Annotated in this window: 9 protein-coding genes and 1 pseudogene; 7 read left to right on the top strand and 3 right to left on the bottom strand. The window is 62.4% G+C overall.

All coding sequences use genetic code 11. The features are described 5' to 3' along the window. Positions 1-57: 57 nt before the first annotated feature. On the bottom strand, positions 58-1,311 hold the full coding sequence (locus tag LPW29_RS01305; protein ID WP_238626497.1) for a hypothetical protein: 1,254 nt from the start codon (positions 1,309-1,311) through the stop codon (positions 58-60). Positions 1,312-1,967: 656 nt separating this feature from the next. Beyond that, positions 1,968-2,825 (bottom strand): annotated as a pseudogene (locus LPW29_RS01310) (YifB family Mg chelatase-like AAA ATPase); the annotation flags it as partial. A gap of 114 nt (positions 2,826-2,939) precedes the next feature. Between LPW29_RS01310 and LPW29_RS01315 the strand changes: the two are divergent. The 4 genes from LPW29_RS01315 (at position 2,940) to LPW29_RS01330 (ending at position 7,373) form a co-directional block, all read left to right on the top strand. Then, positions 2,940-3,851, top strand: a complete 912-nt coding sequence (locus LPW29_RS01315) for a lysylphosphatidylglycerol synthase transmembrane domain-containing protein (RefSeq protein WP_238626498.1) — start codon at positions 2,940-2,942, stop codon at positions 3,849-3,851. A gap of 68 nt (positions 3,852-3,919) precedes the next feature. After that, positions 3,920-4,927, top strand: a complete 1,008-nt coding sequence (locus LPW29_RS01320) for a glycosyltransferase family 2 protein (RefSeq protein WP_090255231.1) — start codon at positions 3,920-3,922, stop codon at positions 4,925-4,927. Positions 4,928-5,108: 181 nt separating this feature from the next. Continuing rightward, complete coding sequence (locus LPW29_RS01325; RefSeq protein ID WP_238626499.1) at positions 5,109-6,749, top strand: tetrathionate reductase family octaheme c-type cytochrome; 1,641 nt, start codon at positions 5,109-5,111, stop codon at positions 6,747-6,749. 12 nt (positions 6,750-6,761) lie between these two features. After that, a complete protein-coding gene (locus tag LPW29_RS01330) occupies positions 6,762-7,373 on the top strand; it encodes a cytochrome b/b6 domain-containing protein (RefSeq protein ID WP_090255188.1) in 612 nt (203 codons plus the stop codon). A 118-nt stretch (positions 7,374-7,491) separates the two neighbouring features. On the opposite strand, the gene LPW29_RS01335 is transcribed toward LPW29_RS01330, so the two are convergent. Continuing rightward, positions 7,492-7,695, bottom strand: a complete 204-nt coding sequence (locus tag LPW29_RS01335) for a cold-shock protein (protein ID WP_090255187.1) — start codon at positions 7,693-7,695, stop codon at positions 7,492-7,494. A 218-nt stretch (positions 7,696-7,913) separates the two neighbouring features. Here LPW29_RS01335 and LPW29_RS01340 point away from each other — a divergent pair, with 218 nt between their 5' ends. The 3 genes from LPW29_RS01340 to LPW29_RS01350 all read left to right on the top strand — a co-directional run bounded on the left by LPW29_RS01340 (position 7,914) and on the right by LPW29_RS01350 (position 12,359). Beyond that, the gene (locus LPW29_RS01340; RefSeq protein ID WP_238626500.1) at positions 7,914-10,097 is read left to right on the top strand and encodes a tRNA(Met) cytidine acetyltransferase TmcA; all 2,184 of its coding nucleotides are present in this window, start codon (positions 7,914-7,916) and stop codon (positions 10,095-10,097) included. Between the two features lie 226 nt (positions 10,098-10,323). Further along, positions 10,324-12,081, top strand: coding sequence for an acetolactate synthase 2 catalytic subunit (gene ilvG / locus LPW29_RS01345; RefSeq protein WP_238626501.1), 1,758 nt, complete (start codon positions 10,324-10,326; stop codon positions 12,079-12,081). Beyond that, complete coding sequence (locus LPW29_RS01350; RefSeq protein WP_090255182.1) at positions 12,078-12,359, top strand: ACT domain-containing protein; 282 nt, start codon at positions 12,078-12,080, stop codon at positions 12,357-12,359. Before ilvG ends, LPW29_RS01350 begins: the two co-directional genes overlap by 4 nt. Positions 12,360-12,460 lie beyond the last annotated feature (101 nt).

Here is a 12,460-nt window from a genome sequence, read left to right on the forward strand (position 1 = left end):
CCCATTTTCGAAGGTGACCCTTGCGGCTTTGTATAGGGATTAATGTGGTATTCGAAATTAGTAAGATCGGGCCCGGATGGGGTCGTGCTCGTCACGGACGCTTGGTAGACACACTCGGGTAATAGTATCCAGTGCTCTGCCCTCATTCAACCGCCCTCCACCTCTTTGCCTAGACCTTCCAATATAGGAGTGCTTCCATGGCTCGGCCATCGATACTCCTGCGAACTCAATCAGTTCGTCGCAGGGCAGCCATTTGCCGCGATTGAGAGCCGCAAGCTCGAGAAGCTTAAGCGTGGCAGTTTCGAAGAACTCCTCAGCGACGGTATATACAAGTGCCTTGCGTCCGGCCTCGTTATGCCTAACTTCGATTTCAAGCCAATAGATGGTTTCATCCCCAAGCTGTAATTCACAAACTAAGGCGCCACGTGCTCTTCTTTCTTGTCTTTCGATGTAGCCGAAAGGAATGAATCTGTTACTGTCTTTGGTTCTGAGTGGAAAGTGCCAGAGCGGGAGAGAATCGATATGAAGGTGTGGTCTAGGGTGCGGGATGGCAGACCAGGATTGTATTGCTCCAGTTCGCTGGAGCATTTCAAACATATCGATGACTTCAGAGAAGCGCTGACTTACATCGCGGTTTCGCATTGATGATGCGGAGTAGGCGGATGCGCCTGAGTCAGTATCTCCCGACCAACTGACACCTGGCGATACACTTCCTACCTCGGGACCTGTGTCTCCGTTTGGGCGACCTTCATAAATAAAGCTCTCGTCTTTGGGCTTTCGGGTCCACGGAGGAAGATTACCCCAAAGGACTGATGGGAGGGTAAACGTGGTAAGCGGTGCAGTCTCTATTGGGTCTTCTTGGGAGTTGGTGTCAATGAGGCCGTTGTCATCAGGAGGCGGGGGAGTGCCAGGTTTGCTGTAGGGCTTATCCTTGGCAATAGGCGTCTGAGTTTCTCCTTTCATGCCGCTATTGTCTCGGTGGATTACCAATGGCGGCGCGTCGGGCCAGTCCATGGCAACAATATTTAGCGCCAAGAATTTTGGTGGCTCCCCTTTTAACCATAAGCCCCTGGCGCTGAGTCGGAGTTTATAGAGATTGAAGGGAATAGGGGCATTCAAGTACCCGGCGCCTTCGTCTTTCAGCAGGTGCGTGTAGATGCCATTGGCGGCGGCTATGCCGGTTTCCGGGATGCAGAGGTTGGCCAGATGATTGGCATAAATATCACCTATCGTGCGACGTAACGTGATACCCCAACGACCGTCCGCAAGTTTGCCGGTCCCTTCCGGGGCGATCACCTGGGTTTTAGTCAAATCCCAGGGGCCGGAAGTTAGGGCTAGTGCGATATGGGAGTGTGGGGCATACATCGTTCGGAACACTTCGTGACAAGGGATGACTATCACGAAATCAGCTGATTCAACAACAACTACTTGGCTTTTCCCCGCTACGGCGAGGTCTCCGAGGTGGTAATCACGCCGATTAATGGCTCGGTATGGGTATTGCCACCAGCTGGGTTTGCTGGGCAATTCGTCGGAAATGCTTCGTACGGACAGAGTAAATTCGTGAAGATCGAATCGAGCTTGGCGCCAGGGTATGCTTGCGACTTCGATGCCATTCTGGAAAACGAGCCCAAGTGGGAGGCGAGGTATAAACCCGGTGAATACTGGGATGGGTGGGTGCATTACAGGGTTTTTCGGAGCGGCGATCTCATGTGGATCGGCGTTCCGCAGGTCGCCAAGGGATATATCCAGTGGGCTTAAGAATACCTCCACCCCGGGTGTAGCGGTCCCACCCTTTGGTACGTGGTAGCGATCAACCCATCGCACCCACCACAGGCGCCCATCCATGGGAAATTCCCGAATCCTATCAATCGTCTGGCCTGCCACTGGTTATCCCTCACGGTTGGCGAGGGATAACTGTGCCAGAAACCCAGAAATTTGAGTAGTAGGCTTAATTCGTGGAATTCACAGCCACCGCCCACCAGGGCCACGCCGGAGGCGGTGTGGTGGGGGGCTCTGAAGGGTCGTGTGCGCCACTGACGGGTATCGATCCCATGCTGACTGATGGCGTGCAGGGCCGCGGTTTCCAGGGCCTCGGTCTCGCTCATGGGGGGCAGCAGGCCTGGCAGCCGACTGGCCAGCATGGTCTTGCCGGTGCCCGGTGGGCCGATCATCAGGAGGTGATGGGCGCCGGAAGCCGCCGCCTCCAGGGCACGTCGGGCCTGGGGCTGGCCGCGCACGTCCGCCAGGTCGGGCATTCCAGCGGCGTGAGTCTCATCGGTACCCTCGGGGCGGCGCGGGTGGCTGCCCAGGGGCGCCTCGCCACACAGATGCCCACACACCTCCAGCAAGTGCCCCGCGGCGATCACATCCACGTCCTCCACCAGTACCGCCTCGTCCGCATCCCCGCGGGGCAGAACCAGCGTGCGCCCCGCCTGGTGGGCGGCCATGGCCGCCGGCAGCACGCCGCGGACCGGGCGCAGCTCGCCGGTGAGGCCCAGCTCGCCCAGGAATTCGCTGTTTCGGATGGAGGCCATGGGGATCTGACCCGAGGCGGCCAGGATGCCCAGGGCAATGCCCAGATCAAAGCGGCCGCCGTCCTTGGGCAGGTCGGCGGGGGCCAGGTTCACGGTGATGCGCCGGGCGGGGAAGTCGAAGCCGCTGGTCTGCAGCGCGGCCCGCACCCGGTCGCGGCTCTCTTTGACCGCCGCCTCGGGCAGGCCCACCATGGCAAAACTGGGCAGGCCATTGGCCAGGTGCACCTCAATGTGTACCGGCGGTGCCTGGATGCCCAATTGCGCGCGGCTGGCGATAACAGCAAGATTCATGGATCCTTCCATTGGGTCTCGTCCGTGGAGGCCTCCGACTATAGCCAGCCCTCATGCCTGGAACAACACCCCGAGGACCTTGCAGTCCCCCTACGCGGATAACATGCCTACCTCATGCACCCTGTAAAGCTTTTGATCTCCTTCGCTATCTTCGCCATCTTCCTGGTCTTTGTGGAACTGGCCCATGGCTGGTCGCGGGTATTGTCTCCCTGGGTGGAACTCTCCTGGGGGCTGGTCATCGTCGCGATCCTGCTCACCGGGCTGACCTATGGGCTGCGCACCCTGCGTCTGTACGACTATTATCGGCCGGTGATGAGGGGCCGCTTCGGCGCCTGTCTGCGCCTGACCCTCATCCATAATCTGCTCAATAATCTGTTGCCCATGCGCACCGGGGAGTTGAGTTTTCCGCTGCTCATGGCGCGTGATTTCCAGGTGCCACCACTGAACTCGGTGCCAGTGCTGCTGTGGTTTCGGTTGATGGATCTGCACACCCTGGGGTTTTTTGCCCTGTTGGCCCTGGGCAGTCATGTCCTGGGTCCGGTGCCAGCCCTGATGCTGTCCCTGATGTGGCTGGCCACCTTGCCGCTCATCCGCCGGGTGGCACCTTTTCTGATGACTCGAATCGAACCCTGGGAGGATCATTATCTGGCATCCCGGGTGCTCAGGGCGCTGGAGGCGCTTCCCGAGTCTCCCAGGGCCTTCTGGCGGGCCTGGGGCTGGACGATGGGCAACTGGGTCGTCAAACTCGCCGTCTTTGTCTGGGTCCTGTCCCTGTTCCTGGAGGCCTCCGCCCCGGCCCTGTGGCTGGCGGTGATCGCGGGTGACCTCACCAGTGTGCTGCCAGTGCACGGCGTGGGCGGGGCCGGCACCTACGAGGCTGGTGTCATGGCAGCACTGCTGCCCTTCGATGTGTCTGCCCAGGATGCCCTGGCGGCCGCCGTCAATCTGCATTTGTTCTTGCTGGGATCAACCCTTGTCGCTGGTGCCCTGGTGCCCTGGCTCCCGGCGACTCGAGGAGAAACTTGATGTCCAATCCGTTTCCTGTCGACCCCTTGGCCGACGCAGCCAGTTCGAGTGAAGGCCTGGGCTATGCGATGTATGTCACCGAAGCGGGGCTGTCACTGTCCCTGGTGGTGCCCATGTACAACGAGGAGGACAATGTGGCCCCCCTCGTGGAGCGCATCCATGAGGCCCTGGCGGGACAGCCCATCCCCTGGGAGGTGGTTCTGGTGGATGATGGCAGCGCCGACGCCACCCCCGACCGCATGCTGACACAGCGCAAGCACCACGGGCCGCATGTGCGGGTGGTCTGCCTGCAGCGCAATTTTGGTCAGACTGCCGCCATGCAGGCAGGCATCGATCATGCCCGGGGCAGCATCATCGCCACCCTGGACGGAGACCTTCAGAATGACCCCGGCGACATTCCCGCCATGGTGCGACGCCTGCTGGAAGAGGATCTGGACATGGTGGCGGGCTGGCGCAAGGATCGCCATGACGATTTGTGGAAACGCAAGATCCCCTCACGCATTGCCAACAAGCTGATTCGTTGGACCACCAAGGTGAACCTGCACGACTACGGCTGCAGTCTGAAGGTGTTCCGCGCCGACGTCCTCAAGGGGGTGCGGCTTTACGGGGAAATGCATCGTTTCATTCCCGCCTGGTTCGCCACCCAGACATCACCCCGGCGCATTCGCGAACACGTGGTCACCCACCATGCCCGGGCCCATGGAGACTCCAAGTACGGGATCTCCCGTACCTTTCGGGTGATCCTGGATCTGTTGTCGGTCTATTTCTTCATGCGCTATAGGGCGAGGCCCGGGCACTTCTTCGGTTCCATCGGCCTGGTGTTCGGGGGGCTGGGGTCGGTGATCCTGGGCTATCTCTTCCTGGTAAAGGTGCTGTTGCATGAGAGCATCGGTACACGTCCGTTGTTGTTCGTGGGGATCACGTGTGTGCTGGTGTCGGTACAGTTGCTGACCACAGGCGTGCTCAGTGAGCTCATGGCGCGCACCTATTTCGAGTCCGGCCGCATCCGCTCCTATGTGGTTCGCGCCGGTGGCTATGAGCGGGCCGAGCAGGCCGATTGGTATCGCGCGGGCTGAGAAGGATTGCCGTTGATCTGGGTCATGAACTTCGGGCTCTGCCATGGCGCGCCCGGCTGTGGTAGTTTATTAGTAGATGCTAATTGATAGACCCATCAGCGGTCTCGATGGGCCCCGGCGCGGAACGCGCATTCCGCTGCCCCCGGAGCCTCCCCTTGCGACACCTCCCGAGGAGTCATTCGTGTCAAGACCCCTTGTCCGTGCTTTCCTGGTCGGAACCCTCCTGGCCTTGCTGATGCCGCCCGCGTTGACTCAAACGCTGGACCGGTCGGCAACCACATCCACATCCAGTGCTCCCACGATGTTGCTGGAGAGCACTGCGAATCACCATGAGTTTGAAGAACTCAGCGGCCCGTTCGAGTCCGGCCCGGAGGTCACTCAGGCCTGCCTGGAATGCCACACCGAGGCCGCCCTTCAGGTTCATCGCAGCATTCACTGGACCTGGGAGTACGATCAGCCGGAGACCGGTCAGAAGCTGGGCAAGCGCTTTGCCATGAATAACCTGTGCCTGGGGATTGCGGGCAGCGAGGAGCGCTGCAGCTCCTGCCACACGGGTTACGATTTCGACGGCCCTGACTTTGACTTTACCGCTGAGGAAAAGGTGGACTGCCTGGTTTGTCACGACACCACGGGCACCTATGTGAAGTTTCCTACCGGCGGGGGCCACCCGCCTGCCGAGGATACCGTGTTCCGTGGCACCCTGTTCAAGGCTCCGGATCTGGCTGAAGTGGCCCGGAATGTGGGCAAGACCAGCCGCGAGACCTGCGGCTCCTGTCATTTTGAGGGCGGTGGCGGTGATGCCGTGAAACATGGCGACCTGGACAGCACACTGCTGTCCCCGGCACGTACCGTGGATGTGCATATGTCCCCGGATGGCCTGGATTTCAGTTGTTCCACCTGCCATGAGTTCAGCGGACATATCCAGGAGGGGAGTCGTTACCATATGACCGCCAAGGCTGAGGCGGGTATCGCCGTGCCCGGGCGGGAAAACGAGCGGCCCGCCTGCGAGTCCTGTCATGGCACCGAACCTCACGAAGCGGGCGTCCATGACAAGCTCAACCAGCATGTGGAGAATATTGCCTGTCAGACCTGTCATGTGCCGGAACTGGCCCGGGGTGGCCTGCCGACCAAGACCTCCTGGGACTGGTCCACCGCCGGTGAATTGGATGAAAATGGCCGACCCATCGTGCGCGAGGATGAACAGGGGCGGGTCATCTACGATGGCATGAAGGGGAGTTTCCTCTGGGACGAGAACCATGTTCCCGAGTACCGCTGGTTTGATGGCAACATGCGCTACACCCTGTTGGGCGAGCGAATCGACCCCAGTCAACCGGTGGAGGTGAACTTCCCCGAGGGCACCCCCGATGATCCGCGTGCTCGCATCTGGCCCTTCAAGGTAATGCAGGGTCGCCAGCCCTACGACACGCAGTACGAGATCCTGCTGCTGGCCCAGCTGTTTGGTCGGGACGACGACGCCTTCTGGCGAGGCTATGACTGGGACAAGGCCATCATCTCGGGCATGGCCGAGGCCCGCCGTGCCGGCCAGACTGACGCGACCTACAGTGGCAGTTTTGATTTTGTGGACACCCGCATGTACTGGCCGGTGAATCACATGGTGGCGCCCAAGGAAGACTCCCTGAGTTGTGAGTCATGCCACAGTACGGACGGGCGCCTGGCAGATTTGCCCGGGCCTTATATGCCGGGGCGGGATCGCCATCCCTGGATCGAACCCATCGGCTGGGCAGCCGTGATCCTCACCCTGCTGGGCGTGCTGGCCCACGGGGGAATCCGTTACCTGCTCCATCGCCGCCGCTATCAATGACGAGTGCCTCCCATGAGTTCATTTCGAATCTTCACACTGTATGAACGCTTCTGGCATTGGTCCCAGGCGCTACTGATCTTTGGCCTGGTACTGACCGGCCTTGAGATCCATGGCACTCACGGACTGCTGGGGTATGACGCGGCGTTTTCCACCCACATCGTGCTGGCCTGGGCGCTGATCGTGCTCTGGGCTTTTACCATCTTCTGGCACGTGGTGACCGGCGAGTGGCGTCAGTACGTGCCCAGTCACCGAGGCATGCTCGCCGTGATGATGTATTACGCCTACGGAATCTTCTCGGGGGAGGCCAAGCCCTACACCCAGACCCCTTCATCCAAGCATAACCCCCTCCAGCGCATGGCCTATTTCAGTTTCAAGGCCGCCATCGCCCCGGCGTTGTGGATCTCGGGATTGCTGCTGCTTTTCTATGCCGCCTGGCGGGGCACGGCCCTGGAAGGTGTGATCTCCTTTGCCACCGTGGCCTACGTGCACGTGGCAGCCACCTTCGCGTTGCTGGTTTTTGTTATCGGCCACGTCTATATGGCCGGCACCACGGGTGATCCCTGGTACGCCTATGTGAAGTCCATGTTCACTGGAATAAAAGAGGATCGGTCGGGTCACCACTGACGCCAGGGTCGGGGGGGCTGAAACAAAAGAACCCCGCCAAGGCGGGGTTCGCATCACTCAAATCTGTCGTCAGGCTCGTTGGGTACAGCAGACTGCAGCCTGCCGCCCCACCGCCGGATCAGACGGCCTTGACGTTCGCCGCAGCCATGCCCTTGGGCGTGGTCTGGGTCTCAAAGGAGACCTTCTGGCCTTCGGCCAGTGTGCGGAAACCACCGCCATCGATGGACGAGAAATGTACAAAGACATCCTTGCCGCCATCATCGGGGGTGATGAATCCAAAGCCCTTGCTTTCGTTAAACCACTTCACGGTACCAGTCAGCACTTCAGTATTACCTCGATCAAAAGAACAATAGAGCAGAGCGAGTGAAGTCCATACCATCAAGCGATTCAGGCCCGTCCAGTCAGGGCTTTCACAATGTCTGCTGCCAGGATCATACGCCTGCCCCTGGTTGGATGCTATAACTGTTTCACATTTTTGCGTTCCTGTGATCTCAGTCTTCCCCACAAGCAGCATGCAGCTTCGGCCCTGACGGCAAAACCATGTTCTCATCCCAGGTTGACCGGCATGACCCGGCGCATCGACTCCCGATTTCCTGCGCCCAGGTTCTGGCCACACCGGCCAATTCCCCGGAACACCGTCGCCTTGTCTGGCTGGCCGGCCCCGCCGGGCCCATGCAAACGCTGGCCCGGGACTGGACCAGGGGGGTGTGCGAAACCACGCGGATGACCTGGGTGGGGCCCGCATCGGCCTCTCCGGCCTCGTGCCCACTTTTGCCTGCGGCCCAGGCCGATACCCTGCTGGGCCGGACGCTGGATGCCCTGATCCTGGACGCCACCGCTGGCTTGCACCCCGATGCCCTGGGGGCTGCGACGGGGGCGGTGCGCGGGGGCGGTGTGGTTCTGTTGATCCTGCCCCGGGAGCAGGCGCAGGCTTCCCGTTTCGGGCAGCGGTGCCTGCGCGTTCTGGAGGCCTGGGGACTGGTCCCATTGAACCCCTCACACGGGTGCGTGACGACGCCGGATCTGCCGTTGCCCTTGCCTGTATCAGTCGGCATGCCCCGGATACCGGATGAGGACGGTTGCCTCACAACCGATCAGCGGCAGGCGGTGCAGGCCCTGGAACATCTAGCGAGGGGGCGGGCCAGGCGTCCACTGGTGCTCACCGCTGACCGGGGCCGGGGCAAGTCCGCTGCCCTGGGCATGGCCGCCGCCGCGCTCCTGGTGAGCCGTCGTCACCTGGCGGTGCCCGATGCCCCCTATCGCATCCTGGTCACGGCCCCACGTCTTGCTTCGGTGGCGCCGGTGTTCGTTCATGCCCGGGCGGGTCTGGAGAACCGGGGCCTGGCAGTGAGGCAGGAGGGAGGGCACCGGCTGGAGGTGCCGGGTGCCATGATGGAATATGGCCCCCCGGACGAGGCCTGTGACACGTCGGCAGATCTGCTGCTGGTGGATGAGGCGGCCGGGCTCCCCGTGCACTGGCTTATCCGACTGCTGGAAGGGCATCAACGGGTCGCCTTTGCCACCACCCTTCATGGCTATGAGGGGGCCGGGCAGGGATTTGCAACACGCTTCCAGGGGATCCTGCGGCGCCGTGTCCCGCAGACCCGTTTCCTGCACCTGACTCAGCCCATTCGGTGGGCGGTGGATGACCCTGTGGAGGCTCTCATGGATCGCCTGTTGATGCTCAGCCCACGGCCGGTCAACCTGGAGGATGACACCTGTCCGGATCCTGAGGAGGGCGTGGCCGAGGTGTTGTCACCGTCTCTGTGGCTGGAGAATGAGTCACTTCTGGAGCAGGTCTTCGGTCTGCTGGTGCTGGCCCATTACCGCACCCGTCCCTCGGATCTGCAGCGTCTGCTGGATGACCCCCACCTTCAGGTGCTGGCCTGGCGCCATCAGGGGCAGGTGCTGGCGGTGGCCCTGCTGGCCCGGGAAGGGGGGCTGAATGATGACGTGAACCGGGCCGTGGCTCAGGGCCGGCGCCGACCCCAGGGGCACTTCTTGCCGGTGGGGATGATCCTCTATGGCGGGGCCCCGCCGGCTGCGGGCCGCCTTGGCTATGAACGGGTGGTGCGGATCGCCGTGCATCCCCGACTGCAACGACAAGGACTGGGTACGGCCTTGTTGAAGCAGGTGGTGGATCATGCCCGCCAGGATGGTGCGGATCTGGTGGGGGCCGGCTTTGGTGCCACCCAGGGGCTCCTGGATTTCTGGCGTGGTGAGGGGTTTGAGATCACCCGCATCGGCGTCAAACCTGAGGTGAGCAGTGGTGGCTGGGGGGCTACGGTATTGCGCCCGCTCACGCCGGAGGGGCGACAGGCCATGGAACCCACGCGGAGCCACTTCGTTCGCGGCCTGCCGCGGTTGCTGGCCGGTCCCTTGTGCTGGATGGAGCCGGACCTGGTGGTGGCTCTCGGCGCCGGTTCGGATACTCCGCCCCCCGAGCCCCGGGATATCCCGGCCCTGGAGGCCTTTGCCCGTTGGCAGCGGCCCTTCGAGGCCTGTCTGCCCGAACTGGATGCCCTGATCCGTTGGGGACTGTCCGATCCGGCCCGCCTGACCGGGTTGCCCAGGGAGCAGCGTCATGCCCTGGTGATGTGTCTGCTGCAGCAGCGCTCCTGGGAGGCCACGGCCCGTGCGCTGGGGGTGTCGGGGCGCAAATCGGTGATCCGATGCCTGCGCCAGGGGGTGGAAGGGCTTGCCAAGCAGTTTTGGGGCGCTTAATATGAAAAACCAAGCAAACAACGTAACGATCGAGATCGTCATTTAATGTTCAACCACATCGTCAGCGTACGGGTACTGGTAGTCGTGGAACCTCCACGGCCCGGGGGCCTGTTGCGCTGACGATCTGACCACACCGATCCGATACCTTCAAAAACCCCCGGGCACCCCCCGGGGGTTTTTGCGTTTTGGCCGCCCCAAAAACAGGATTCAGCAGGAGAGTGACACCATGCCGCCCAGCCAAGCCGCCAATGCCGACGGGGCTCAAGCCCCGGATCATCCCGGCACATCGCCCGCTGCTCAGGACGATGCCGCCAATGGCGCCGATACCGTGATCCAGATCCTGCGGCGCCAGGGAGTGGAGACGGTGTTCGGTTATCCCGGCGGCGCCATCATGCCCCTGTATGATGCCCTGGCCCGGCAACCCGGTGCCCTGAAGCATGTTCTGACCCGTCACGAACAGGCCGCTGGTTTTGCCGCCAATGGCTTTGCCCGATCCTCGGGACAGCTGGGGGTGTGCATCGCCACTTCCGGCCCCGGTGCCACCAACCTCATCACTGCGATTGCGGATGCCTATATGGACTCGGTGCCCCTGCTGGTGATCACCGGCCAGGTGCCCACCGGACTCATGGGCACCGACGCCTTTCAGGAGACCGACGTCCTGGGACTGACGCTCCCCATCACCAAGCACAGCTATCTGGTGCGCCGGGTGGAGGATCTGCCCGCCATCCTGGAGGAGGCCATCCATCTGGCCCAGGAGGGGCGTCCCGGCCCGGTCTGGGTGGATATTCCCAAGGACGTGCAACTGGCCCCTCTGCCCGCGGCGAAGCCCATGGCGCCCGGGGAGGCGGCCATTGCTGATGACGTTCCAGGGCTCGATGACATGGGGCTGGCTCAGGCCCGGGCGCTGCTGGCCGAGGCGGCCCAGCCCATCATCTATGCCGGTGGTGGCGTGGTGCTGGCCGAGGCGGTGGAGGCATTTCGTGGGTTTGTTGAAACCACCGGGGCGCCGGTGGTCACCACCCTCAAGGGTTTGGGCCTGCTGGCCGCGGATCACCCCCTGAACATGGGGATGCTGGGGATGCATGGGGCGCCCTGCGCCAATCGGGCCGTGCAGGCCTGTGATCTATTGGTGGTGGTGGGGGCGCGCTTCGATGATCGAGCGACCGGGCGGCTGGCAGATTTTGCCCCCCATGCCCGAGTGGTCCACCTGGATGTGGATGCGGCCGAGGTCTCCAAGCTGCGCCCGCCTCAGGTGTCGCTGCTGGGGGATCTGAACCGCCTGTTGCCGGCACTGGCCACGCCCTTGTCCACCGAGGCCTGGCGGGCGCACTGCGCCGAGCTGCGCCGGATGGGGGATTTTCGTCTGCCGCCGGAAAAGGGCGATGCCTTTCCGGCCCTGCGTTTTCTCAGGCGCCTCTCTGAGCAGGCCGATGCCCACACCCATATCGCCTGTGACGTGGGCCAGCATCAGATGTGGGTGGCCCAGTTCTACGGTTTTCCGCACCCGCGTCGGCACCTGAGCAGCGGCGGGCTGGGGGCCATGGGTTTCGGCCTGCCGGCGGCCATCGGCGCCCAGGTGGCGCACCCCAGCGCCCAGGTGATCAATATCAGTGGCGATGGCTCCTTCATGATGAACGTGCAGGAGCTGGCCACCCTGCGCCGTTACAACCTGCCGGTGAAGATGGTGATCTTTGATAACCAGTACCTGGGCATGGTGCGCCAGCAGCAGGAGCTCTTCTATGAGGGACGCCTGGCGGAGGTGGATCTGTCCGATAACCCGGACTTTGTCCAGGTGGCCCAGGCCTTCGGTATCCCGGCGCTGCGCATCGAGGGCGTGGATGCGGTGGATGCCGCCATCGAGGCCTGCCTCGAGACCCAGGGTCCCTTGCTCCTGCATATCCCGGTGGCCCGGGAACAGAATGTCTGGCCCATCGTCGGGCCGGGCATGTCCAATGACCAGATGATCGAGGAGGATGTGGCATGAACCCGCAATTTCAGTTACTGGCCCGACCGGCCGATGGCAGTCTTGAGCGAATTCTGCGCACGGTGCGTTCCCGGGGTTTCGAGGTGCGGGACATGCATGTGCGCCTGGATGACGACGGCCATCGCTATCACGTGCGTCTCAAGGTGGCTGGCAGTCGTGACCCTTCCATGCTGGCCCGGCAGTTGGAGAAGCTGTGCGATGTGGAACACCTGGCAGCCCTGCACACCGCCGGGGCAGCGGATGAACCCGCCAACGCCCCCCGAATGGCCGCCGGCTAGCCCAACGCCCCCGCCCCTGTGTCGGCATGGTTTTTGTGGGAGCGGGCCTGCCCGCCAAGATCGCAGCCTCCATGTTTGCTCTGTGGATAGAGGCAGGTCTT

Source organism: Ectothiorhodospira sp. 9100, assembly GCF_022227565.1.
Classification (GTDB): Bacteria; Pseudomonadota; Gammaproteobacteria; order Ectothiorhodospirales; family Ectothiorhodospiraceae; genus Ectothiorhodospira; species Ectothiorhodospira marina.

What these genes read in the sequence shown, in the direction of transcription:
- LPW29_RS01330 (WP_090255188.1), top strand. Translation starts at nt 6,762, where the DNA reads ATGAGTTCATTTCGAATCTTCACACTGTATGAACGCTTCTGGCATTGG.
- LPW29_RS01320 (WP_090255231.1), top strand. Translation starts at nt 3,920, where the DNA reads ATGTATGTCACCGAAGCGGGGCTGTCACTGTCCCTGGTGGTGCCCATG.
- ilvG (WP_238626501.1), top strand. Translation starts at nt 10,324, where the DNA reads ATGCCGCCCAGCCAAGCCGCCAATGCCGACGGGGCTCAAGCCCCGGAT.
- LPW29_RS01340 (WP_238626500.1), top strand. Translation starts at nt 7,914, where the DNA reads ATGTTCTCATCCCAGGTTGACCGGCATGACCCGGCGCATCGACTCCCG.
- LPW29_RS01315 (WP_238626498.1), top strand. Translation starts at nt 2,940, where the DNA reads ATGCACCCTGTAAAGCTTTTGATCTCCTTCGCTATCTTCGCCATCTTC.
- LPW29_RS01350 (WP_090255182.1), top strand. Translation starts at nt 12,078, where the DNA reads ATGAACCCGCAATTTCAGTTACTGGCCCGACCGGCCGATGGCAGTCTT.